This window comes from Fundidesulfovibrio soli, assembly GCF_022808695.1.
GTDB lineage: Bacteria > Desulfobacterota > Desulfovibrionia > Desulfovibrionales > Desulfovibrionaceae > Fundidesulfovibrio > Fundidesulfovibrio soli.
Genome location: NZ_JAKZKW010000001.1, coordinates 348,006 through 371,600, shown reverse-complemented (window position 1 = coordinate 371,600; position 23,595 = coordinate 348,006). Strand labels below are relative to the sequence as shown.

The window sequence follows — 23,595 nt, the reverse complement described above, 5'->3', positions numbered from 1 at the left end:
CGTGGCTCCATTTCGCCAAACAACATGCAACTCACGGGCCAGCGCTGAAAAATTCACCCTTTCCGGACGAAGCATGGCATATCGGCACGCCTTGTGCTTCATTGGCGGCATGGGAACAAAGCGCATATGGGCCAGCCTGGACCCCTTCTTCGAACAGGGGCCGGTCATGGGCAGGACGCAGGCCAACGCCGCCTTTCTCGACGGCTTGCTGCGCCTGGACCCCTATGACGCCTACCGCTTCTATCTGCCCTCCCGGGCGGCCTGCGAGGCTCTGAGGGCGGAGCTGATGCGGCGGCACCCCTCGCTTGTCGAGGGGGGCCGCGTCGAGGTTGCCACCCGCCGGAGCCTGCCTGCCGCACTTGCCGCCGACGATCACCACGTGTTCCACCTCTCTGACTGCATCATGACGCCGGGTTTTCTGGCCGCGCTGCGCAACGCCCGCTCCGGGCAAATTTTTCCCATCACCTCGGTCACGCATTCCCTGAGCTACGCCCGCTACGGCCAGGATTTCCTCAAGCACTTGAGCCCATGCACCAGCCCCCGCGACGCGGTGGTGGCCACCTCCAGGGCCGGGGCCGAGGTGGTGCGCGGCTACTACCGCAGCCTGCGCGACGGCTACGGGCTGGACCCGGATCGCTTCCCCGAGCCGCGGGTGGAACACATACCTCTCGGCGTTGACCTGGGCGGCTATTCCCCGCCGGACGACGCGGCCCGCCAGGCCGCCCGTGTCGGGGCGGGCTACGGCGGGGAGACGGTGTTTCTGGTGCTTGCCAGGCTCTGTCACAGCTCCAAGATGGATTTCCTGCCCATTCTACGGGCCTTCCAGCGCGTGCTCAGGGACGGCGCGCCCCGGGAGGGCGTGCGCCTGGTGCTGGCCGGGTGGACCGATGAGGAGGACTGGGGGCGGCGCGCCCTGGAGGACATGGCCCGCAACATCGGCCTGCCCTTCACCGTGGAGGAGCGGCCCAGCCATGAGCGGAAGTTGCTGCTTTACGCGGCCGCCGACGTCTTCCTGTCGCCCTCGGACAATCTGCAGGAGACCTTCGGGCTGACGCTCTTGGAGGCCCAGGCCATGGGCCTGCCGGTGATCGCCTCCGATTTCGACGGCTACCGCGACCTGGTGCGCCATGAGGCTACCGGCCTTCTGGTGCCCACAACGGGTCTGGGCGTCACCAGCGAGGTGGACCTGCTGGCCCCGCTCAGCTTCGACAACCACACGCACCTGCTGCTGGCCCAGCGTCTGGCGGTGGACGTTCCCACCCTGGCCGAGGCCATCGCCCGCCTGGCCGGCGACGCCGGTCTCAGGCGGGAAATGGGCCTGCGGGCCAGAGCCGGAATGGCTGGATACTCCTGGGAGTCCATCGCCGCGCGCCATGTGGAGCTCTGGGAAAGGCTTCGGGAGCAGCCCGCGCCCAGGCGGGGTGCTCCCGCGCACCCCGTGGCCGTGCCGTATGCAGCGGTGTTCGGGAGCTATCCCTCGCACAGCCTGGAGACTTCGCCGCCGCTGGTGCTCAGCCGTTTGGGCAACGCCGTGTACAGGGGGCAGGATTTCCCTGTGGTGTACGAAGGGCTTGAGGGCGTGCTGCCCATGGAGTCCCTGCGTCCTCTTCTGGTGCTGGCCCGCAAGCCTCAGCCCGCGCTCGCGCTCTGCGAACGGCTGTGCGCGGCGGACCCGCTGGTCCGTGAGGAGCAGGCCCGGGCCCTGGTGCTCTGGTGCCTCAAGCACGATCTTCTGGAGCGCAGCCGTGGCTGACAATCCTGCCGTACACCACCACATGCTTCTGGAGCGGCGCGGAGGCGCGGCCGCCGTGGCCCGCTCTCTGGCGAAGGCCCAGCGCGACTCCTCCTGGGAGGTTAGCCTGAGTTGCGAAGCCCAGGAGCCGGCCTGCGAGGGGATCGCTCCCCGGGACAGCCTGCCCGCTGCGGTCGTGACCGAGCCAGGCAGGGTGGGCTTCGATGTTCCGGCGGGGGCATTGGTGCATGTGCATGCCACCACTGACTGGGCGGCCTTGCTGGAAGGGTTCCTGGCCGCAGGCAGAAGGCCCCTGCTCACCGTGCATGACTGTTCGCTGTTCACGGGCGGATGCGTCTATCCGTTGGATTGCCCCCTGCTGGAACAGGGCTGCCCCGACCCCTGCCCCAGGGGCTTCGCCGATTCCGGCATGACGCGGGCGGTGAAACTGGAGCTGGTGCGCAGGCTCAACCCGGTGCTGGTCTCCCCATCCGCCTGGCTTGCGCGGCAGCTGCGGCAGGTGTGGCCGGATTGCCGGGTCAAGGTGGTGCCCAACGGCGTGCGCGTGCCCCTGGAATTGGAGGATAGACGCGCCGCGCGGGCGGCCTTCGGCATCGCGCCCCAGGCCAGGACGGCGCTCTTCCTGGCTCACGGCGGCTTTCGCGCGGCCTACAAGGGCGGGGGGCGCATCGAGACCATTATTTCAATGGTCAGGGAACTGGCTCCCGGCACCCTGGGCATCGTCGCCGGCGGAGACGAGAGCCGCATGGCCGAGGGACTTGCGGTAATCCCTTATCTTGAGGGTGACAGGCTGCGCTCGCTCATGCGCGCCGCGGACGTGCTGGTGTACCCCACGCTGGCGGACAACCACCCGCTGGTGGTTCTTGAGGCCATGGCCCATGGCGTGCCCGTGGCCGCATATGGAGTGGGGGGCTTGCCCGAGCAGCTGGCGGACGGCGTGGAGGGATTCGTGATCCGGCCGGGTGACGAGCCCGCTCTGGCCGGTGTGTGCGCGCGGCTGCTCAGCGACCCGAACCTTGCCCGGGGCATGGGCCGGGAGGCCCGCGCCAAGGCGTTGCGCCACTTCACGACTGAGCGCATGGCCTTGGATTACTGGCGCATAGCAGAAAAAATGGCGGCGGAAGCCCCCTGAACAGGGCATCCGCCGCACCATGCCGGGTGAACCCAGCCCGGAATCAGCTTCAAGGGCGGCAAACCGCCGCGAGGTCAGGGCTGGGCGGCCCAGGCGATCTCGACCTTCAGAGAGCCTTTGCAGCCGCCTTCCTTGGTCTTGAGCTTGCCCTTGCACTCCACCTTGACTTCGTTGCCCACAGCCACGCAGCCGCCCTCGGCGGGGAACCCGCCCTGAGCCAGGGCGTCGGCCATCTGGCGCATCAGCACGGCGGCGTCGTAGCGCAGCATTGTATCCTCGATGTTCAAGAAAACGGTCTTTTCAGACATGATGTCCTCCTGTGCGACGTAATGTTCTCAGAGCTAGCCCATCCTGCCACAGCTTGCATGACATTTGGAAGAAGTTTGCGCCGGAAGCGTCATGAAGATTCGATCTCCAGGCTGCAAACCCAGCGAACCACGGGGAAGGACCCCAAAGTGCCGAAGTTCTGACGATCCTGGAGCGAAAGGCCATTCGCAGTTCTGAGGAACCGTATAGGGTGGATATTTTTGCCCGCATGACGCTCGTCCGGGCTCGTGGCTGTCCGAGCGGAGTTGGCAAACCCCATTTCCCCGAGAGTTAAGGAAAATAGTTTTCAACCCACATCAATCGAAGTCTCTTTGGCAAATACTAACGATTCCTGATTGCTACCGAATCCAGCTGGGCCGAGGTGCGAAACGCAAGCGCCGGTCGAAGCTGTCTTGACCTGATTATCCACTGGGCATTGCACGGCATTTGCAAGATGTCGGCAAACGCTCCCCGGCGGGACCGTTCCCCTTCACCATACCGTCGCAGTCGCCTGCGGACCTATCAGCTCCGCAAGCCAGCCCAATCCATCGCCGCCTCATCCCGCCGGAACGGAGGGAGTCCAGCCGCGTTGCTGTCGCGTCCGTCCGCATGGAAAAATCACGATGAGGGGGAGTTATGATTCCCAAGTGCACGTTGCTGCTGGTAGCTGCCGCCCTGGCCGTCGCCGGGCCGGGCTGCGTCCGTGACACCGCCATGAACGGCCGGGTCGCCGCCCCGAAGGCCGGAATCTCGTCCGGGTCTGAGATCGCCCCAAGCCACAGGCCGGTGCAGGCGAAGAGCGCGCAACAGCTTGGCAGAAACTTCGCCGAAGTCGATGACGACCTCCAGACCGGCGTTCTCGCCGGCATCCTCCGTTATGTGCGGAGGGCGGGCGGAGCCAGGCGGAGCGTGCAAGCCCAGGGAGGAGCGGCACGCGCCGAGCTCGCCGGTTCCGCCGTCATGCTGGAATCTGCCGCCCTCTCTGATGCTGGGTCCACGGTGCGCTTCGCACCTGCCGACAGCGGGCGCCCAGCGCTGGACGTCCACATCAAGCGGGCTGACCGAGCGGGCGCCGTCCTGGCCCCGGGGCGGGGCGGGCGAAATTATACCCCATTGGATCCATTGGACAGAAACTCTTGAAGCGTGCAAAATAATGGCATCGTCCTCAACAAATAAGCCTCTGCAAGGGAGAATTATGCGCAAGATTGCTTCAGTTCTCGTCGCAGTGTTCCTGTTGGCCGGATTCGCCGCCGCCAACGCCTCCGCCCAGGGCTCGGCCCCGGCGGACACCCGCAAGCACACCACCCTCGGCAAGTACTGCAACGCCATGGAAGCCTACATCATGTACAGGGGCAAGCCCAAAGAGGTAGCCATCCTGGACGTGCGCACCCCCGAGGAGTATGATTTCGTGGGCCACGCCGAGATGGCCGTGAACATCCCCGTGAAGCTCTGCACCACCAAGTTCGACGCCGAAAAGAAGCACTACACCCTGGCCGACAACCCTGAATTCGTTGCCCAGGTCTCCAAGCGCTACGGCAAGAACGACACCATCCTGGTGTTGTGCCGCAGCGGGCAGCGCGCGGCCGTGGCCGTCAACCTGCTGGCCCAGGCCGGTTTCACCAACGTGTACAACGTGGTGGACGGCTTCGAAGGCGACGCAGTGAACGACCCCGAGAGCGTCTTCAACGGCAAGCGCATGCGCAACGGCTGGAAGAACTACGGCCTGCCCTGGACCAACGCGCTCAATCCCGAGCTGGTCTGGTCGAAGTAGTCCCGTCAGTCATACCCGCAAGGCAAGGGCCGCCGCTCCCTCGGGAGCGGCGGCCCTTTTCGCTGCAGTCCAATCTCGATCCGGTCAGGGCTTGCGGGCGATCACCTCGATCTCAACAAGCACGTCCCTGGGCAGCCTGGCCACCTCCACGCCGGAGCGGGCGGGGTAGGGCGGTTTGAAATAACTGGCGTAGACTTCGTTCACGGCCTGGAAGTCCTCCATGTTCTTGAAGAACACCGTGGCCTTGACCACCGAGTCAAGGCCCAGCCCCGCGGCTTCCAGCACGGCGCAGATGTTGTCGAGCACCTGTCGGGCCTGGTCGGCCGCGCTGCCGACCACGATCTGGCCGGTGGCCGGGTCTATGGGTATCTGGCCGGAACAGAACAGCAGATCGCCCGCCCAGACGGCCTGGGAATAAGGGCCGATGGCGGCGGGGGCCTTGTCCGTGCAGACGGCTCGCTTCTCGCTCATGGCTTTGAACCTCCGTTTTCTTCCCATGATAGCCCATAGCGAGGTCAAGGCCAAGCTCCCTGGCCGCCGCGTCGACCGGCGCATTTACGCCACGCCCGATTTATGAAAAAAGAGCGCCTCGGACGCACAAGGAATCCCTCATGAAAGACATCCTCCTGGTACATATATTCGGCGCGGACAAAACAGGCATCCTCTCCAGCTTCTCAAGCCTCCTGGCGGAATACGGGGTGGACATCCTCGACGTGGGCCAGGCCGTCATCCACGACGACCTGTCCCTGGGCATGCTCATCCGCATCCCGGAGGACGCCCAGTCCGCCGCCGTGGTCAAGGATCTGCTCTACGCCGCCCACGAGATGGGCATCAGCTGCAAGTTCACCCCGGTAAGCGCCGAGGATTACAGCAACTGGGTGGACTCGGCGGGCAAGCCGCGCTGGATCGTCTCCCTGCTGGGGCGCACCATCAGCGCGGAGCAGGTGGCGGCCGTGACCAGCGTGATCTCCCTGAACGGTTTGAACATCCAGTCCATCAACCGGCTCACCGGGCGTCCCACCCTTACGGAGACGGACCCCCAGCGCCCGGCCTGCATCGAGTTCTCCGTTCGCGGCGAACCAGTGGATGTGCCCGCCATGCGCAAGGCCTTCCTGGCCATCGCGGCCCGGCTTGGGGTGGACATCGCCCTGCAGGAGGACAACGCCTTCCGCCGCAACAGACGGCTGGTGGCCTTCGATATGGATTCCACGCTCATCCGCGTGGAGGTCATCGACGAGCTGGCCAAGGCCTGGGGAGTGGGCGAGCAGGTGGCGGCCATCACCGAATCGGCCATGCGCGGCGAGCTGGACTTCAAGCAGAGCCTGCGCAGACGGCTCAGCCTGCTCAAGGGCATGCCCGCCTCCATGCTGGAGTCCGTGGCCGCGGGCATCCCCCTCAACGACGGGGCCGAGAAACTGGTGAAGAACCTCAAGCGCTTCGGCTACAAAACCGCGATCATTTCCGGCGGCTTCACCTATTTCGGAGAACTGCTGCAGTCGCGCCTTGGCATCGACTACGTCCACGCCAACAAGCTGGAGATCATCGACGGCCTGCTCACTGGCAACGTGGAGGGCGAGATCGTGGACGCCCAGCGCAAGGCGTCCTGCCTGCGCGAGATCGTCGCCAAGGAGAACATCTCCCTCTTGCAGACCATTGCCGTGGGCGACGGCGCCAACGACCTGCCCATGCTCAACCTGGCGGGCCTGGGTATCGCCTTCAGGGCCAAGCCCGTGGTCAAGGAGGGCGCCGGGCACGCCATCACCACCCTTGGGCTTGACGCTGTGCTGTATCTGCTCGGCTTCCGCGACCGGGACATGGCCTGAAGCAATAGCCGCCTGCCAGCTTAGTCACGGGGGGCAGGGTCCAGCCTGTTCCTCCGCCTCCTCTGTTTGGGAATGACCTCATCCCCCTTGTGATTTCATACATTTTTGCCTTGCTATAATTTTCACAAGATGTCATAGGGCCATCTCCGTTTGGATATGACTCTGGCCACTCCGATATATCGGATCGCCGTTGTCGCAATTGACGCATATGCTCCTATGCGTTTGCTGTGTATCGCAACAACCACCCGGTTTGTGTCTGCTCTCAACCGATGTGTCTGCATGTATAGTTGTTCCATTGCAGTGTAGAAGTTGGTATAGACTCTACCTTGTCGAGGTGTTTATGAATCGACTGGTTGTTGTTTTGTTCGTGTCTCTTTTCTTTTTCCCTTCCTTGGCCGATGCTCAGGCTGTATATGTTGGCAGTAAGGCCTGCGGGCAGTGTCATACCACACAGTTCGAGAGTTTCTCGAAGTATTCCAAGAAGTCTCATTCCTGGAACTCCATTGCCGTCATGATCCCCAAGCTAACGCAGGAGGAGATCAACGGCTGCTATGAGTGCCACACCACGGGCTACAAGAAGCCTGGCGGCTTCGTGAGCAAGGACAAGACCCCCGACCTGTCGTACGTGGGCTGCGAGACCTGCCACGGCCCCGGCTCCGCGCATGCCGCAAACGGCGACCCCAAGCTGATTCAAGCCAAGCCCAAGCTGTCCGACTGCGTAGTCTGCCATAACCCGCAGCGCGTGGCTGACTTCAAGTTCAAGCCTCTCGTAGCGTCCGGGGCGCATTAGCCGACCACGGACGCCCGGGTGACGGCCATTACCGCACGGGCGGATCGTACCGGGGGCGCTTGTTCCACATCCAGATCATGGGCCGGGGCAGCCAGTTGTGCAGTGTCCCATGCGGAGTCCCTATGTTTATCATGAAATCGATTAACGCCAAGATCGCAATTCTCGTGGCCTCCATATCGCTGGCCGTGTTCGGCGTCATCATCGTCTTCAACGCGGCCTCGCAAAAGAGCATGCTGCGGCAATCCATCGAGTCCGCCTCCGAGGAACTGGCTGATCTTGTCTATATGGATATCGCCAAGCCCATGGTCGTGGGCGACAATGCCGCCACCACGGGGGAGTTCACCGAGATACGCGAGAAATTTCCCCGGATCGCGGCCTACATGACCAACTTCCAGGGCAACGTGACCTACGCCACCGACAGCTCCGCCGTCCGCAAGGATATCGGGACCGTGCTCACGGACGCTGAGCTGCTCGCGGAGGTCAAGCGCGCCCTCGCTTCCCCGGTCAAAACCTCGCTCATGGCGGACGAAGGCGGCAAACGCAGGAGCGCCAGGATCATCAGCATCCCCAACGCCGAACGCTGCCACCACTGCCATGGGGCGAGCCAGCCCATACTGGGCCAGATCGTGCTGCTCAACGATGTTTCTGACGATTGGAAGGAGGCCGACTCCCACATCATGACGACTGCCCTGGTGGGCTTGGCCGGCCTGGTGCTGCTGGTAGGCACCTGCATCTATGCCATCAGGAGGCTGCTGGTCTCCAAGGTGACCGCCATCGCGCAAGGCTGCTCGCGGGTGGCCGATGGCGATTTCTCAGTGAATTTTTCGGTCACCGGGCAGGACGAACTGGCTACCCTCGGCCAGAGCCTGGCCAAAATGGTTGCGGACCTCAAAAACAAGCTCGGCTTTTCGGGCGGCGTGCTCAAAGCCATCCCGACCCCGTGCGTGCTGGTGGGCCCGGACCACAAGGTCCTGTGGCTAAACACCCTGATCTGCGACCTGCTCGAAAAGGAAGGCACACCCGAAACCTACATCGGGCAGAGGCCCGGCGTCTTCTTCTGGAACGACGAGAACCGCTTTACCATCGCTGACCAGGCCATCGAGGAGCGCCGGGAATTCCGCGGCAAGCGGGAGCGGGTCTGCCCGTCGGGCAAGGTGGTCCACGCCAACGTGGTGACCACCCCGTTCTTCGATATGGACGGCGAGATCCTCGGCTCCATCATGTTCTGGGAGGACATCACAGAGTTGCACCTGCAGCAGGAGCGCATCAAGCAACAGCACGAAACCCTGGCCCACGCCGCGCTGCGCGCAGACCAGATCGCCATCGGGCTGACGTCGTCCGCGCGGCTGCTCTCGGAACAGATCGAGGAGGCCAGCGTCGGTTCCGGCATGCAGCGCGAGCGCATCCAGGAAACGGCCACGGCCGTGGAGGAGATGAACGCCTCGATCCTGGAGGTGGCGCGCAACTCCGGGGACGCCTCCGGCAGCGCCGACAGCGCGAGGCAGAAAGCCGAGGAAGGCCAGGCCATCGCCAAGGCGTCCATTAATTCGATCATGGGCGTCCGGGAGCAGGCCGACGCCATTCGTCACAGCCTTCATGCCCTGGGCGATCAGGTGAGCAGTGTGGGCAGCGTGATGAACATCATCAACGATATCGCCGACCAGACCAACCTGCTGGCCTTGAACGCCGCCATCGAGGCGGCCCGCGCGGGCGAGGCCGGGCGCGGATTCGCCGTGGTGGCCGACGAGGTGCGCAAGCTGGCGGAAAAGACCATGCACGCCACGGGCGAGGTCAACGCCGCCATCGTGGGCATTCAGGACGCCACCCGCCTGAACATCGACATGATGGAGGCGGCGGGCCGCGAAATCGAAACCGGCGCGGATATGGTCAACAAGGCGGGTGAAGCCCTGGCGAGCATTGTGGCTGTATCCGTGAGCACCGCCGACATGATCCGCTCCATAGCCACAGCGGCGGAGCAGCAGTCATCCGCCTCTGAGGAGATCACCCGCTCGGTGGACGACGTGAACCGCATCGCGGACGAAAACAGCTCCATCATGCGCCAACTGGCCCGGGCCACGGAGGACGTGGCGGAGCTGGCAAGATCCATCGAATCGGTGATCCGCGAGATGCAAGGCTGAGCTTGCCCCTCCGCCGGACGCTGGCAAGCCCCTTTCAAGGACCGTCCGCCGGACATGGGGGCGGCCCCGCCGTTTGAGAGGGGTTCTGAGGCTTGTCAGGCCAACTCTTTCAATGCGGCGCGAACGCGCCCTTCAAGCCTGTCGTAATAGTGGGCGCTGTTGATCGAGTCGTCCCGGCAGGTGAGTTCGTCGTTCAGCCTGCTCACAAGCAGTCCATAGACCTCCCACACATCCCTGGCCATGGACAGGAACACCTCTGGCGAACGGACCGCCGGTTGTTCCTGTTGGCCCAGCAGTTCGAGCAACTGGGCGACGGGCGCGAGCTTGCCCAGATATGAGATGTCCTTGTCCGTGATCATGTCCAACCCTGCCATATGTGCAATGCTTCTGTGCATCGCCCTATGGGAGGCTATAATATTTAATACTATATTCGTCAAGTATATAAAAATTCATGCATTCAACTGCTTGGCGGGAGAAATGAAAAAGGCCCGGTTGCCCGGGCCTTGGCTGTGTTCTGAAGCGGTTGTAGAGGCTACATGCCGATGGCGGCGGGAGACCCGCCATTTCGCATGCCCGCGATGACACGCTGCAGCTTGCCGGCCTGGTTCGCCAGATCGGCCACCGCATCGGCCGAATGCGACATGGTCTGGGCCGTTTCTTCGGAGATGCGGTTTATGTCCGCCACGGACGTGTTGATCTCGCCGCTGGCGGCGGACTGCTGCTCCGCTGCCGTCGCGATGTTGTGGACTTCGAGCGACGTGGAGTCCGCCAAATGCACGATCTCTTCCAGGGAGTCTCCGGAGGTCTCCGCCAGCCTGGTCACCTTTTCGATGAACTGGGCGGTTGTGTCCACGCTGGCCATGTTCTCCTTGGCTTCGTTCTGAATGCCGGAGATGGAGGACTCCACTTCGTGGGTTGCCGCCATGGTCTTCTCGGCCAGTTTGCGGACCTCGTCAGCCACCACAGCGAAGCCGCGCCCGGCCTCGCCCGCGCGGGCAGCCTCGATGGCGGCGTTCAAGGCCAGCAGGTTGGTCTGGTCGGCGATGTCGGTGATCACGTTCAGGATGCGCCCGATGCTCAGGGCCCGCTCCTCCAGGGAGGACATGCGGTCCTTGAGGGTGAGGGCCTGAGAGCGCACCTGCTCCATGGAGGTGATTACCTCCTTGACCACGCCCATGCCCTCCTGGGCCTTTGTCCTGGCCGCGTCGGAGCGCTGGGCCGCGGCCTGGGCGTTGCGGGCCACCTCGGTCACGGTGGCGTTCATCTCCTCCATGGCGGTAGCCGTCTCGGCTGCCCGGCCGCGCTGCAAGTCCGCACCGCGCGAGGCCTGCTCCACCTGGGCGGAGAGCTCCTCGCTGGCGGAGGAGACGGCCTCGGCCACCAGCTCCGCGTCGGAGGCCGTCTTGAGGAGCTGCTCCTGCTGGCTGGCGATCAGCTGCTCCTGCTCCTTGATGGCGGTGAGGTCCATCCAGACGGAGATGGTCCCCAGGGTGTTGCCCTGGTCGTCGGAGAAAGGAGCGGAGGAGATGCGGGCGAATCGCTTCGACCCCTTGTGTGTGGTGAACTCCATCTCGGTGGAGAGGGTGCGCCCTTCGCGCAGGGCCTTGGTGGAGAGGGTCTCGCGCTTGGGGTCGCCCCAGATGTAGCCGCCGGAAGTCTGCCCGGTGTAGTCCTCCGGTTTGCCCCCGCGTTCGATCAGGTCCACCATGAGCTGGTTGGTGAAGAGCGTGGTGTCCTCCTTGGAGAAGACGGAGCAGGGCACCGTGAAGCCCTTGAGCACGCCTTTGGCGAAGGACATCTCCTCCTTGATCTTGCACAGCATGTCCATGATGGATTTCTGCAGCTTGCCGAGCTCGTCCTGGCTGTCGACTTCCACACAGGCGTCGAGGTTGCCCGCCGCTACGCTTTCGGCCAGCTCCTGGGTGGCGCGCAACCTCCTGGTGATGCGCCGGGGCAGCAGCAGGGCCGCACCCAGGCCCAGGAAGATGACAATGCCGGAGAGGACGAGCACCTTGAGTTCACCCTTTTCGGCGTCAGCCACCACCTTGGAACTGTTCTGCAGCCCGTGGGTCTGGGTCAACTCCGTGAGCTTGTCCAGGTTGTCCATGGCTTCGTTGAAGCGCTTGGAGGAATCGCCTGCCATCAGCAGCGATGCCTCCTCCTTCTTGCCGGAGGTCGCAAGCTGGACCACCTTTTCGCTTACGGGAAGGAACTCCCTCCACTTGGTGGAGAACTGGCGCAGCATGTCCGTGCAGTCCTTCGTGAGGGCCAGTTTGCCGAGCTTGGCCTCCGCGGCCTCCAGGGCCTGCCGGGCCTTGGTGATCCTGCCCATGGCCTTGGAACGTTCGGCCTCGCTGTCGGAGAGGATGTAGCGGAATTCGGCGCGCCTGAAATCGTTGGCGGCTTTGTTCATGTCGGCGCTCACCGCCATGGCCGGAGACCACACGGCCGCCACCTCGCCTGAATCCGCGCTGATTCCCGAGAGCACGAAGTGGCTGCTGACCACGATGACGAGAGTAAGAGCCACGAGGCTGAGAAAGCCCATTGCGAGTTTGAAGAAAATGCTCAGGTCACGGAATAGATTCATATCCCCCCCATTCGGCAAAACCCTACAGTTAGAAGCAGCCCCCCCAGGCCGTCCGCATCTCCTATCGAGGGTCGGAGATGAAAACAAGTGAAATAATTCACTGGGTTCGATTCACCGGGATGATCCCCTTCAAGAGAATGCCGTGGTGATGTGGGTGGGAAAATGCTTGATGCTTCGTAGTGTTTCCATTGTCGTGTGCTGGTTTTTTTAGAGTGCAAAGTGGATAGGTCACATGCTGTAAGTCGTTATCTGATCTCCTCGGCCTGGGCGGTGCATGGGGTTTTGTACGTAGGGTGCGAAACAAAAAGACCGGCAGGTTTGATCCTGCCGGTCCTGTAGTTTCACAATGAGGATTATGCGCCGGATTACCCGGCCAGACGGATGATTCTCTAGACCTCGAAGAGCATCTCCAGGTCGTTTCTGGTCAGGCTCTTCCAGGCGTCCTGACCGGGGATGATGGCCTCGGCCACCCCCTTCTTCATCTCCTGGAGCTTCAATATCTTCTCTTCCACCGTGTTGGAGCAGATGAGCTTGTAGGCGAACACCTGCCGCTTCTGGCCGATGCGGTGGGTACGGTCGGTGGCCTGGTTCTCCACGGCGGGGTTCCACCAGGGGTCGTAGTGGATCACGTAGTCCGCGCTGGTCAGGTTCAGGCCGGTGCCGCCCGCCTTGAGCGAGATGAGGAAGATGGGGATCTCCGGCGTGTTGTTGAAGCGGTCCACCTGCTCGAAGCGGTCCTTGCTGGAGCCGTCCAGGTAGGCGAAAGGCGTCTGGTTGATCTGCAGCCAGCTGCGGATGATGTGCAGCATCTGCACGAACTGCGAGAACACCAGGACCTTGTGGCCTTCCTCCACGATATCGGTGACCAGGTCCTTGAAGGTGTCGAACTTGCCGGAGGGCAGGTTGGTGTTCACGCCGGGCATGTCCAGCTTGAGGAGCCTGGGGTGGCAGCAGATCTGGCGCAGCTTGAGCAGGGCGTCCAGGATGGACATCTGGGACTTGGCCATGCCCTTCTCGTCCACGTCCCTGAGCACCTGGTCGCGCAGCTTCTTGGCCAGGGCGGAGTAGAGTTCGGCCTGCTCCTCGATGAGGGCGCAGTACTGGACGTTCTCCACCTTGGGCGGCAGGTCCTTGGCCACCTCGGACTTGGTCCTGCGCAGGATGAAAGGCTTCACTCGGCCGCGCAGGTAATCCAGGGTCTCCTCGTCGCCGTCCTTGATGGGTTTGACGATGCCGCGCTGGAAGGAGTTCTGGCTGCCCAGGAAGCCCGGCATCAGGAACTCGAAGAGGCTCCAGAGCTCGAAGAGGTTGTTCTCGATGGGCGTGCCCGAGAGGCACAGGCGCATCTTGCCGTTGAGCCGGCGCACGGAGCGGGCGGTGATGGTGTTGGGGTTCTTGATGTTCTGGGCTTCGTCCAGGATGATGGAGTTGAACTCGAAGTTGAGCAGCTCGTCCAGGTCGCGGCGCAGCAGGGCGTAGGTGGTTATCACCAGGTCCGACTCGGCGATCTTCTTGAACATGCCCTCGCGTTTGGCTCCGTAGACGATGAGCCGCTTGAGCTGCGGCACGAACTTCTCGGCCTCGCGGTCCCAGTTGGGGAGCACCGAGGTGGGCACCACGATCAGGTTGGGCGCCTGATGACCGCGGGTGGCCATGTGCAGGATGAAGGTGAGGGTCTGCACGGTCTTGCCCAGGCCCATTTCGTCCGCCAGGATGCCGCCGAAACCGTAGTCGCGCAGGAAGTTGAGGTAGGAGAGGCCCTGAACCTGGTAGGGGCGCAGCTGTGCGTTGAGGCCCTTGGGCACATTGACGGCCGCGATCTCCTCGAAGCTGTGGATCTTCTCGCGCAGGGAATTCCAGAAGGAGTCCGTGTGGGCCTCGGGCAGATCCTCAAGGATCTTGTCCAGCACAGGGGCTTCGAACTGCTTGAAGCGCGTCTGGGGCGGCTTGTCCGGATCGTAGCCCAGGGCCCTCAGCTTGTGCCCGATGCGCTTGAGCCAGCTTTCGGGCAGGCTGGTGTAGGAGCCGTCCTTGAGCTGGACGTAGCGCTTGCCCTGGGTCCAGGCCTTCCAGATCTTGTCGATGGGCACGCGCTGGTCGTCGTACTGGACGGCCAGATCCAGGTCGAACCACTTCTCCTTCTCGTCGGACTCCACCTCGGCCACGATCACCGGCTGCGTGAGGCGCACCTTGTAGCGGGTGAGGTTCTTCTCGCCGAAGACGCGATATTTTTCCACCAGCCTGGGGTAGGCGTCCAGGAGGAAGACGATGGCCTCTTCCGGCTCCAGGAACCAGTTGGCGTTGTTGCGCGGCTGGAAGTTCATCTCCTGCAACTGCGTGATCAGGGCCGCCTCGGCGTCCTGGTCGCGGGCCATGAGGTAGCTCTTGCCCTCGAAAGTGTAGGAGCCCGTCTGCAACTCGGGGTTGGGTCCTTCCTGGAAAATCTCGCCGTGTTCGGTCTCGTAGACGTTCTGCACCTGGAGGGTGAGCAGGCTGCCTTCCTCGTCCAGAAACAGCTTGGGGCTGTAATTGGCGGGCAGGAAGCTGGGCTGCATCCGCTCCAGGAATTCCTTCTGGCCGTGCAGGTCTGAGGCGGGGAACTTGGTCCAGACACGGTCGAGAAATTCGGAAACGTCGACGTTGGGGATAGTGGGCTGGTTCTCCACCATGTCGCGAATGAACTGGGGGGGCAGGCCGGTCTGCACCGGGAAGAATCCCTTGTTCCAGCATACCCAGAGGGGAAGCTGCCCGTAGAAGAGGGCCTCCTGACCTTGGATGGCGAAGGGCGCCTTGCCAGGCCGGGCCAGGTAGATATCGAAGTGCAGGCCTTCTTCCTCGTCGAGGATGGGGCGCAATTGCAGGCGCATGGTGGAAGACTCGATGCGCACGGGCTGGTCGGTGTCCTGCCAGTAAAGATAGTATTCCTTGCTGATGGCCCACAGGAACCAGGAGATCAGGCCCGGCGGAATGTCCACGCGGTGGCCGCGGTAGTCGAGGTAGTGGCCGATCTGCTCCGCCACCAGGGGCAGGCTGGGAGCGGTTTCGCACCAGTCCGGGTTCTGGATGATCTGTTCCAGGGTGATTTCGGTGTGCACCTGGGAGAGGCCGGACTTGTTCTGGCGGCCCCGGAAGAACGCCACCTGCAGGCGGCCCAGCTCGGGGTAGAAGCGATAGATGATATAGTGCTTACCCGGCTCCGGCTCGAAGGCTGTGGCGAAGAAGCTGCGGAAGCTCTGGCGCCATTCGGTCTTGGGCTTGGAGTCCCCAGCGGCGACCTGGTGTTTGCTGGTTTCGAGCGACTTTATGTATTTGAGGGCAGTGGCGCCAACGTGGCGGCAGACGCCCGAGAAGGAGTCGGGACAATTGCAGAAGAATGTGACAGTCTCGTCTTCGAGGTTGAGGCCAAGTTCCGAAGTGTAGACCTGGAAATCTTCCCCCTGGACTTGCCCCTCCACATCCCAGTATTGCTCTCTTTTCTTGACGTCGATTTTTTGGACGCCGTCCTGCGCGACGATTGAATGCGAACCGTCGATGATATATTCGGGAATCGTCTCCCGGACAAACTCCTGGAGGAGCCGCTTGGCTTTGCTCTCCTCGCTGGTAAGGGCCATGTCGCGCGTTACTCCGTTTCAGACTATTGCGTGATTCATCTCAACCTGAGTGCCATTGCCTAACACGATACTCTATGGATTTTTTCTCGCAAATCAAGCCTTTCTCCCCCTCGGCGGGGTTTTTGGGCCTCCTCCCGCGCATCCACTCGCTTGTGTTGGCCTTTCTGGTCGCCCTGGCGGCCCCGGCATGGGCCCAGATCGAGGGAAAAGGGCTGTCGGGCGAGGTCCCGACACCGGGAGGGCGCATCGTCATGGCCACCATCGGCGAGCCCACCAACCTGATACCGCCCCTGGCCACGGACTCGTCCTCCCATGCGGTCTCTTCACTACTCTACGTTTCGCCGCTTCGCTACGACAAGAACATCCGCATCGAGCCCTACGCTGCCGAATCCTTCGAAGTGCTCGACGGGGGCAGGCACTTCCGCTTCAAGCTGCGCGAGAACATCCGCTGGACCGACGGCCAGCCCCTGACCGCTGAGGACGTGGAGTTCACCTACAAGCTCATGGTGGACCCCAAAACCCCCACGGCCTACGCGGGCGACTTCCTGGCCATCAAGGAGTTCAGGCTCACCGGCCGCTTCACCTTCGAGGTCTTCTACGAGAAGCCCTTCGCCAGGGCCGTCTCCACATGGGCCTCGGACATCCTGCCCAAGCACCTCCTGGCTGGCGAGGACCTCACGAACACCAGGTTCGCCCGCACCCCCGTGGGAGCCGGGCCGTACATCCTCAAGCAGTGGGTCGAGAACCAGCGAGTGGTGCTTGAGGCCAACCCCGACTACTTCGAGGGTCCGCCCTTCATCAAGGAAGTGGTCTACCGCTCCGTGCCTGACCAGACCACCCAGTTCCTGGAACTCAAGGCCGGCAACCTGGACACCATCGACCTGACCCCGCCCCAGTACCTGTTCCAGACGGGCGGGCCCAAGTGGGAGGCCGGCTGGCGCAAGTACCGCTACCTGGCCTCGGCCTACACCTACCTGGGGTACAACCTCTCCCACCCCTTGTTCCGCGACAAGGCGGTACGCCAGGCCCTGGCCCACGCCATCGACAAGCGCGAGATCATCAAAGGCGCGCTCATGGGACTGGGTGAACCAACCATCGGGCATTTCAAGCCCGACTCCTGGGCCTATGACCACGACATCAAGGATTATCCCTACGACCAGGGCCAGGCGCTCATGATGCTGGCCCAGCTGGGCTGGAAGCGCGAGAGCCCCACAGGGCCGCTCATGAAGGACGGCCGCCCCTTCGCCTTCGCCATCTTCACCAACCAGGGCAACGAGCAGCGCATCAAGGCCAGCGCCATCATCCAGAACCAGCTGGCGCGCATCGGCATCCAGGTGAAGGTGCGCACCATCGAGTGGGCCACGTTCATCAAGGAATTCGTTGACCAGCGCCGCTTCGAGGCGGTGCTCCTGGGCTGGTCCATCCCGCAGGACCCGGACGCCTTCGACGTCTGGCACTCCTCAAAGACCACGAAGCCCGGGCTCAATTTCGTGGGCTACGCCAACCCGGAGGCCGACTCCCTGCTGGAGGAGGGCCGAAACATGATCGATCCGGCCCTGCGCAAGCCCGTGTACGATCGCTTTCAGGAGATCCTCCACGAGGACCAGCCCTACTGTTTCCTGTACACTCCCTACGCCCTGCCCATCATCTCCGCGCGGGTGCACGGCGTGGAGCCCGCCCCGGCGGGCATTTCCTGGAACTTCATCCGCTGGTGGATACCCACCGCACAACAAGGCGTGGCATACTCTCAATGATCCGCATCAATGAAATCATGGATAAGGTCGCGCCGTACATGTCCCAGGCCGACCAGGACCTCATTACCAAGGCCTATGTCTATTCGGCCACTGCCCACGCCGGGCAGGTGCGCCTTTCTGGCGAGCCCTACCTCTCGCATCCGCTGGAGGTGGCCAACATCCTGGCCGAGATGCGCCTGGACGCCCCCAGCGTGGCCGCGGGGCTGCTCCACGACACCGTGGAGGACACGATCGCCACCATCGACGAGATCGAGGAGCAGTTCGGCGAGGAAGTGGCCGACATCGTGGACGGCGTGACCAAGATCAGCCTGATGACCTTCGAGAGCAAGGAGGAAGCCCAGGCCGAGAACATCCGCAAGATGGTCCTGGCCATGGCCGAGGATATCCGGGTCATACTGGTCAAACTGGCGGACAGGCTGCACAACATGCGCACCCTGGGCTTCCAGAAGCTCATGAAGCAGCAGCTCATCAGCCAGGAGACCATGGACATCTACGCCCCGCTGGCCAACAGGCTGGGCCTGCACAGACTTAAAGTGGAGCTTGAGGATCTCTCGTTCAAGTACCTCAAGCCCGACGTCTACGACCAGCTCTACCAGGGCGTCTTCCAGCACGAAGTGCTCAACGACGACTACATCGCCAAGGTCATCGACATCATCCGCAAGCTCATGGATGAGAACGCCATCAAGGTCCGCGTGCACGGCCGCAAGAAGCACCTCTGGTCCATCCACAACAAGATGAAGGCCCAGGGACTCGACCTGGAGCAGGTGCACGACATCGTGGCCTTCCGCATCATCGTTTCGAGCCTCAAGGACTGCTACGCCGCCCTCGGTCTGGTGCACTCCCTCTGGAAGCCGGTGCACGGCAGGTTCAAGGACTACATCTCCATGCCCAAGGCCAACATGTACCAGAGCCTGCACACCACCGTGATCGGGCCGGACGGCGAGCGCATCGAGATACAGATCCGCACCGAGGAGATGAACCAGCTGGCCGAATACGGCGTGGCTGCCCACTGGGCCTACAAGGAGCGCAGCAAGGCAGGCAAGATGGCCGCCAAGGACGCCGAGCGCTTCACCTGGCTGCGCCAGATCATGGACTGGCAGCGCGAGGCCACGGACTCCAAGGAGTTCATGCATTCCTTGCGCTACGACCTCTTCCAGGAGGAGGTCTACGTCTTCACGCCCAAGGGCGAGGTCAAGGAGATGCCCGAGGGCGCCACCCCCGTGGACTTCGCCTACGCCATCCACACCGAGGTGGGCAGCCACTGCACCGGGGCCAAGGTCAACGGCAAGCTGGTGCCCCTTTCCTCCACGCTGCACAACGGCGACACCGTGGAGATCATCACCGACAAGCACCGCCACCCCAGCAAGGACTGGCTCAAGTTCGTCAAGACCGCCAAGGCCCGCACCCGCATCAAACACTGGGTCAAGACCCAGGAGCGCTCCGAGGCCATCTCCCTGGGCCGCGAACTGTTGGAGAAGGACGGGCGCAAGATGGGCGTCAACGTGCAGAAGGTCCTCAAGGAGAACGGTTTCGCCCCCGTCTGCGCGGAATACAACTTCCCCAGCGTGGAAGAGCTGTTCGTGGCCATCGGCTACGCCAAGCTCACGCCCCGCAAGGTGCTGCGCGCCTTCCTGCCCAAGCCCGACGTTTCGGCCAAGCCCGACGCGGCCGAGGAGCATGCAGCCGCCCAGGAGGCGGCCAAGGCCAAAGGCGGCGGCGAATCCATCAAGATCAAGGGCGTGGACAACCTGCTGGTGAACTTCGCGGGCTGCTGCAACCCGCTTCCTGGAGATCCGGTGGTGGGCTACATCAGCCGGGGCAGGGGCGTCATCGTGCACACCCACGACTGCCCGAACCTGATGCGCCTGGAGCCGGAGCGGCTCATGCAGGTCTCCTGGGAGGGGCACGAGGACAAGCCCTATCCGGCCAAGATCGTCATCCTGGCCCACAACAAGAAGGGCGTGCTGGCCAAGATCACGGCCATCCTCACCGACCAGGGCGTGAACATCGACGCCGGCTCCTTCACCTCCATGGTGGACGGCCGCACGGAAATAGCCTTGACCGTGGAAGTCAAGGATTCTTCGCACCTCTACCGCACCATCGACCTGCTGCGCAGGCTGCACGAAGTGGTCGAGGTCAAGCGTACGGTGGAGGACAGGGCCGGGAGCCTCCAGGAGTGAGCAGGACCGCATGAGCCCCACCAAACCCATTTCCGGAACCGACAAGGCATGAAAATCGACCGAAGGCGTGACAAGATGAACCTGCCGTGCCCCATGGCCTCGCCAGAGCGGGCCAGCGAACTGAAGGCCCATTCCGTGGGCTTCCCGTCCGTTTCTCTTTCCGTCCAGGCCCTCGGCGACCTGGAGATGATCCTGAGCGGGGCTTACGCCCCTCTCAAGGGCTTTCTCTCCAGGGCCGACTACGAGGGTGTGCTTGAGGAAATGCGGCTGTCCGACGGGCGCTTCTGGCCCATGCCCGTCTGCCTGGAAGTTGAGAGCGGGCAGGGGGCCGGACTCAAGCCCGGCGACAGCCTGGCCCTGCGGGACGGAGAGGGGTTCATGCTGGCCGTGATGCACCTGGAGGAGGCCTGGAAGCCGGACCTGGCCCGCGAAGCGCGCGCGGTCTTCGGAACGGACGATCCGGCCCTGCACCCGGGCGTGCGCAGACTGTTGGAGCGGCCTGACGTGACCTACCTCTCGGGCCGCCTCGAGGGGCTGCACCTCCCCCATCACGTTGATTTCGCCGATCTGCGCCACCAGCCCGCGGACGTGTTGCGCGCGGCCGGCGCTTCAGGCTGGGTGCGGGTGCTGGGGGTGACGCTGGACTGCGACCTGCACGGAGGCTGGCGGGAGAGTCTGATGCTCGCCGCCCGGCGCATAGGGGGCAGCATCCTGGCGCTTTCCAGCGTCAACCGCGACGTGCTGGGCTGGGACGACCACTTCACCACGGTGCGCTGCATGAGCGCCTTTGCCGACACCTTCCCCCGCAACATGTTGCGCCTCGGCCTCACCCCCATGTGCGAACGCCCGGCAGGCCCAAGGCAGGCCCTGCTGGAGGCCTGCGTGTTCGGCAACTTCGGCTGCACGCACATGCTGGTGCGCAATACCCACGCGGACCCGGCCCCCGCCGGGCAGGCTCCGTTCTATCCAGGCGGGGAGGCACAACGGCTGGTGGCGTTGCACGCCGGTGATACCGGGGTTCAGTGCGTGATTCCTGAGGAAATGGTCTATCTGGAGAGCCGCGCGCAGTTCGTTCCGATCGATTCGGTGCTCTCTGGCGATCCCGGAGTACGATCCGTCGATCCCGTCGAGCTTCGGCGCAGGCTGGAGTTCGGGCTGGAGATACCGCCCTGGTGCTGCCCGCCGGGTGTCGTGCAGGAGCTTCGCCAGGCCTTTCCGCCCAGGAGCGAGCAGGGTTTCACCATCTTCATCACGGGGTATTCCGGGGCGGGCAAGTCCACCCTGGCCAAAATCCTCTACGTGAAGCTCATGGAGATGCGCCAGAGGCCGGTGACCTTGCTGGACGGCGACATCGTGCGCAAGATGCTCTCCAGCGAACTCGGTTTCTCCCGCGAGCACAGGATGCTCAACATCAGGCGCATGGGCTATGTGGCCAGCGAGATCACCAAGAACAGGGGCGTGGCGATCTGTTCGCCCATCGCTCCCTACGCTGAGGCCCGCTGCGACGCCCGGACCATGGTCGAGAAGTACGGCGGCTTCATCGAGGTACACCTGTGCACACCCATCGAAGTGTGCATCCAGCGCGATCGAAAGGGCATCTACGCCAAGGCCAGGGCGGGATTGATCAAGGGCGTCACCGGCATAGACGACCCCTATGAAACGCCTGTAACGCCCGAACTGCGGTTCGACACCACCAGCATGAGCTCGACGGAGACCGCTCACGAGGTGCTCCTGTTCCTCGAACAGGGCGGCTACATCAAATAGCGGGCGCGCCGGGCTTGGTCTACTCGCTGATGCCCACTGCCAGGCTCAGCTCGGCGTTGAGCCCGCCGTCACCCGTCTTGGTCAGGATCAGGCTGCGCACCCGCACGCCCGCGGGGTCGTCCTCGATGTCCTTGAGGAAGGCCAGCAGGTTCTTGAGATCCACCGCGTTCATCTTCACGTCCAGTTGCGATTCCTTCTTGTTGCCGGGCAGCTGCTTGGTGGTGGGCTGCATGGACGTGATGTTGGCCTTGAGCTCATGGGTGGTGGCCAGGGCGTCCACGCGCCCGAAGAGGGAGAAATCCGCAGGCTGGGCAGGCTTCTGCTGAAATTCCGAAGCATTGCCGAGTCTGTTCTGGAGCGCACGCGCCTGGGCGAGCTGTTGCGTGGCCTCGGCAAGCTGCCTGTCCAGCCGGGAGGAACGCTCCGAATAGGGTTGAATCACCCAAGCCCAGAGCGCGACGACAACGGCCAACCCTCCCCCGGCGTAGAGTGCGTGCTGTCTTGTGAAGTTCATTGCGCACCTGCCGCGCCGGGCCGCTGGGCCACGTTCATATCCATGCGGAATTCGACGCCTGTCTTGTCCTGCGTGGGTTTGACGCCCTTGATGTCCACTTCCTTGAACACCTTGGAGGCGATGAGCTTGCGCTTGATCTCCTCGACGGCGTTGAAGTCCTTGGCCTGGGCGTCGATGGAGATGTGGCCGTCGTCGAACGACAGGCGCATCAGCTTGACGCCCAGGTTGGCCGGTATGTTCCTGTGCAGGGCCGCGAGCACCGGCAGGGCCACGGAGGCCTTTCCGGCGGCAAAATTCAGCTCCTCCTGTTCGCGCTCGTTGGCCATGCGGCGCATGATGGAGAGCTTCTGGTCGACGCCCAGGTTGGCAGGCGCTTCGGGCAGGGCGGACGAGATGATGGAGTTGGTCTGGGCCCGCAGGTCATTCAGGGCGTCCGCCTTGCGCGACTGTCCCAGCACGGCGGTCAGGATGGCGCTGAAAGCCAGCAGGGCCGCCGCCCCCCCTACGAGGGTGAGCATCCGCTTGAGGCTCTTGCGCCCTATGGCCGGGCGCGATCCCGGGTGCAGGAAATCCATGCCGGGGCACAGCCCCAGGGCCATGCGCCCCACGCCGTAGAGGCCAAGGGCCTTGCAGCCGAGTTCCCTGAGCGCCGGATTTTCGTGGAAAGCCTTGGGGAAGGTGATCCTGTGGGGCTCCAGCCCATCGAGCGCCAGCCTGACCGCACGCAGACAGCACTCGGGGGGCTCCTCGCCGTGCGGGCGGCCCACCGAGGCCGTCTCAACGGCGTCATAGCCGGAGGCAACCACGGTCAGGGCGCCGAGCCTGATCTCTTCGGCCAGGGTGCGGGCGGTGTCCTCGGGGGAGCAGTCCTCCACGGGCACGCGCCGCCAGAAAAGGGGCTGGCCATCGCAGCGCAGGAGGATGTCCACGTACCTGCCGAACGGCAGCAGCGTCAGCCCGGGGGGGTGGGCCTGCGGGGCGTCCTCCGACAGGGCGGCGTCCTCCCCGGCGATGTCCAGGCTGACCAGGGTGGTCTCGAAGCCTTCCTCCAGGAGGGAGGCCACCAGATCCTCGACGAAATCGCGGTCGATGGCGGCAGCGATCACGGTCTTTCCGGGGCCGTGCAGGGGGGTCTCGGTGAAGGTGGTGAGCTGGGTGTCGGCTGGGTCGGGCAGCCCGGACTCCATCAGGTGCCCAAGCACAGAGCCGATCTTGGCCCGCTGCGTGAATGGCAGATAGAGTCTGCGGAACACCGCCCTAGAGGCATCCAACGCCAGGGCCAGCGTTTCCTGCAACATGCCGTTGGTCTGCGCCAATTGGTGAATGGCCCGGGCTATCTCAGCCGGGCCGGCGTCGTCGGGCAGCTCGGCCTGAGCGTAGCCCCCGAACTCCAGGCCGCGCGGATGGCGGGAGAGCCGCAGCAGGGCGACGTGATCCGGGGCCACGAGGGCGACGAGGGCGGTGACGTGCAT

16 protein-coding genes are annotated in these 23,595 nt (G+C 63.7%); 9 read left to right on the top strand and 7 right to left on the bottom strand.

What is annotated here, in order from left to right:
* The first annotated feature begins 73 nt into the window (after window positions 1–73).
* Together MLE18_RS01770 and MLE18_RS18055 are read left to right on the top strand one after the other, a co-directional pair.
* On the top strand, window positions 74–1,753 hold the full coding sequence (locus tag MLE18_RS01770) for a glycosyltransferase family 4 protein (RefSeq protein WP_243366787.1): 1,680 nt from the start codon (window positions 74–76) through the stop codon (window positions 1,751–1,753).
* The gene (locus MLE18_RS18055) at window positions 1,746–2,885 is read left to right on the top strand and encodes a glycosyltransferase (RefSeq protein WP_243366784.1); all 1,140 of its coding nucleotides are present in this window, start codon (window positions 1,746–1,748) and stop codon (window positions 2,883–2,885) included. The genes MLE18_RS01770 and MLE18_RS18055 overlap by 8 nt, the downstream gene beginning before the upstream one ends.
* Window positions 2,886–2,959: 74 nt before the next feature.
* Here the strand turns inward: MLE18_RS18055 and MLE18_RS01760 are convergent, their stop codons facing one another.
* Window positions 2,960–3,193, bottom strand: a complete 234-nt coding sequence (locus tag MLE18_RS01760) for an amphi-Trp domain-containing protein (protein ID WP_243366781.1) — start codon at window positions 3,191–3,193, stop codon at window positions 2,960–2,962.
* 1,193 nt (window positions 3,194–4,386) lie between these two features.
* On the opposite strand from MLE18_RS01760, the gene MLE18_RS01755 reads away from it, so the two are divergent.
* The gene (locus MLE18_RS01755; protein WP_243366778.1) at window positions 4,387–4,962 is read left to right on the top strand and encodes a rhodanese-like domain-containing protein; all 576 of its coding nucleotides are present in this window, start codon (window positions 4,387–4,389) and stop codon (window positions 4,960–4,962) included.
* A gap of 84 nt (window positions 4,963–5,046) precedes the next feature.
* Here the strand turns inward: MLE18_RS01755 and MLE18_RS01750 are convergent, their stop codons facing one another.
* A complete protein-coding gene (locus tag MLE18_RS01750) occupies window positions 5,047–5,433 on the bottom strand; it encodes a RidA family protein (RefSeq protein ID WP_243366776.1) in 387 nt (128 codons plus the stop codon).
* Between the two features lie 140 nt (window positions 5,434–5,573).
* On the opposite strand from MLE18_RS01750, the gene serB reads away from it, so the two are divergent.
* From serB to MLE18_RS01735, 3 genes are all read left to right on the top strand, one after another.
* On the top strand, window positions 5,574–6,785 hold the full coding sequence (gene serB, locus MLE18_RS01745; protein ID WP_243366774.1) for a phosphoserine phosphatase SerB: 1,212 nt from the start codon (window positions 5,574–5,576) through the stop codon (window positions 6,783–6,785).
* Between the two features lie 208 nt (window positions 6,786–6,993).
* Complete coding sequence (locus MLE18_RS01740) at window positions 6,994–7,575, top strand: cytochrome c family protein (protein ID WP_336605556.1); 582 nt, start codon at window positions 6,994–6,996, stop codon at window positions 7,573–7,575.
* 131 nt (window positions 7,576–7,706) lie between these two features.
* A complete protein-coding gene (locus MLE18_RS01735; RefSeq protein ID WP_243366770.1) occupies window positions 7,707–9,713 on the top strand; it encodes a methyl-accepting chemotaxis protein in 2,007 nt (668 codons plus the stop codon).
* 95 nt (window positions 9,714–9,808) lie between these two features.
* Here MLE18_RS01735 and MLE18_RS01730 read toward each other — a convergent pair whose 3' ends face one another.
* The 3 genes from MLE18_RS01730 to MLE18_RS01720 form a co-directional block, all read right to left on the bottom strand.
* On the bottom strand, window positions 9,809–10,087 hold the full coding sequence (locus tag MLE18_RS01730) for a hypothetical protein (protein ID WP_243366768.1): 279 nt from the start codon (window positions 10,085–10,087) through the stop codon (window positions 9,809–9,811).
* Window positions 10,088–10,245: 158 nt separating this feature from the next.
* Complete coding sequence (locus tag MLE18_RS01725; protein WP_243366766.1) at window positions 10,246–12,300, bottom strand: methyl-accepting chemotaxis protein; 2,055 nt, start codon at window positions 12,298–12,300, stop codon at window positions 10,246–10,248.
* A 389-nt stretch (window positions 12,301–12,689) separates the two neighbouring features.
* Entirely contained in the window at window positions 12,690–15,911 is a 3,222-nt protein-coding gene (locus MLE18_RS01720) for a DEAD/DEAH box helicase (protein WP_243366764.1), read from the bottom strand.
* A 74-nt stretch (window positions 15,912–15,985) separates the two neighbouring features.
* On the opposite strand from MLE18_RS01720, the gene MLE18_RS01715 reads away from it, so the two are divergent.
* From MLE18_RS01715 to MLE18_RS01705, 3 genes are read left to right on the top strand one after another with little or no spacing between them, the layout of a single operon-like run.
* Window positions 15,986–17,665: a peptide-binding protein gene (locus tag MLE18_RS01715; protein ID WP_243366762.1), complete on the top strand. Its 1,680-nt coding sequence runs from the start codon at window positions 15,986–15,988 to the stop codon at window positions 17,663–17,665.
* Window positions 17,662–19,845, top strand: coding sequence for a RelA/SpoT family protein (locus MLE18_RS01710; protein WP_243366760.1), 2,184 nt, complete (start codon window positions 17,662–17,664; stop codon window positions 19,843–19,845). Before MLE18_RS01715 ends, MLE18_RS01710 begins: the two co-directional genes overlap by 4 nt.
* Window positions 19,846–19,893: 48 nt before the next feature.
* Entirely contained in the window at window positions 19,894–21,609 is a 1,716-nt protein-coding gene (locus MLE18_RS01705; RefSeq protein ID WP_243366758.1) for a bifunctional sulfate adenylyltransferase/adenylylsulfate kinase, read from the top strand.
* Between the two features lie 19 nt (window positions 21,610–21,628).
* Here the strand turns inward: MLE18_RS01705 and gspM are convergent, their stop codons facing one another.
* The gene (gene gspM, locus MLE18_RS01700; RefSeq protein WP_243366756.1) at window positions 21,629–22,123 is read right to left on the bottom strand and encodes a type II secretion system protein GspM; all 495 of its coding nucleotides are present in this window, start codon (window positions 22,121–22,123) and stop codon (window positions 21,629–21,631) included.
* The gene (locus MLE18_RS01695) at window positions 22,120–23,595 is read right to left on the bottom strand and encodes a PilN domain-containing protein (RefSeq protein WP_243366754.1); all 1,476 of its coding nucleotides are present in this window, start codon (window positions 23,593–23,595) and stop codon (window positions 22,120–22,122) included. The genes gspM and MLE18_RS01695 overlap by 4 nt, the downstream gene beginning before the upstream one ends.

Bases quoted from the DNA above. Each gene is read 5' to 3' on its own strand.
- MLE18_RS01770 (WP_243366787.1), top strand. From the start codon at position 74: ATGGCATATCGGCACGCCTTGTGCTTCATTGGCGGCATGGGAACAAAG.
- MLE18_RS01760 (WP_243366781.1), bottom strand. From the start codon at position 3,193: ATGTCTGAAAAGACCGTTTTCTTGAACATCGAGGATACAATGCTGCGC.
- MLE18_RS01755 (WP_243366778.1), top strand. From the start codon at position 4,387: ATGCGCAAGATTGCTTCAGTTCTCGTCGCAGTGTTCCTGTTGGCCGGA.
- MLE18_RS01750 (WP_243366776.1), bottom strand. From the start codon at position 5,433: ATGAGCGAGAAGCGAGCCGTCTGCACGGACAAGGCCCCCGCCGCCATC.
- serB (WP_243366774.1), top strand. From the start codon at position 5,574: ATGAAAGACATCCTCCTGGTACATATATTCGGCGCGGACAAAACAGGC.
- MLE18_RS01740 (WP_336605556.1), top strand. From the start codon at position 6,994: ATGCTCCTATGCGTTTGCTGTGTATCGCAACAACCACCCGGTTTGTGT.
- MLE18_RS01735 (WP_243366770.1), top strand. From the start codon at position 7,707: ATGAAATCGATTAACGCCAAGATCGCAATTCTCGTGGCCTCCATATCG.
- MLE18_RS01730 (WP_243366768.1), bottom strand. From the start codon at position 10,087: ATGGCAGGGTTGGACATGATCACGGACAAGGACATCTCATATCTGGGC.
- MLE18_RS01725 (WP_243366766.1), bottom strand. From the start codon at position 12,300: ATGAATCTATTCCGTGACCTGAGCATTTTCTTCAAACTCGCAATGGGC.
- MLE18_RS01720 (WP_243366764.1), bottom strand. From the start codon at position 15,911: ATGGCCCTTACCAGCGAGGAGAGCAAAGCCAAGCGGCTCCTCCAGGAG.
- MLE18_RS01715 (WP_243366762.1), top strand. From the start codon at position 15,986: ATGGATTTTTTCTCGCAAATCAAGCCTTTCTCCCCCTCGGCGGGGTTT.
- MLE18_RS01710 (WP_243366760.1), top strand. From the start codon at position 17,662: ATGATCCGCATCAATGAAATCATGGATAAGGTCGCGCCGTACATGTCC.
- MLE18_RS01705 (WP_243366758.1), top strand. From the start codon at position 19,894: ATGAAAATCGACCGAAGGCGTGACAAGATGAACCTGCCGTGCCCCATG.
- gspM (WP_243366756.1), bottom strand. From the start codon at position 22,123: ATGAACTTCACAAGACAGCACGCACTCTACGCCGGGGGAGGGTTGGCC.
- MLE18_RS01695 (WP_243366754.1), bottom strand. From the start codon at position 23,595: ATGCACGTCACCGCCCTCGTCGCCCTCGTGGCCCCGGATCACGTCGCC.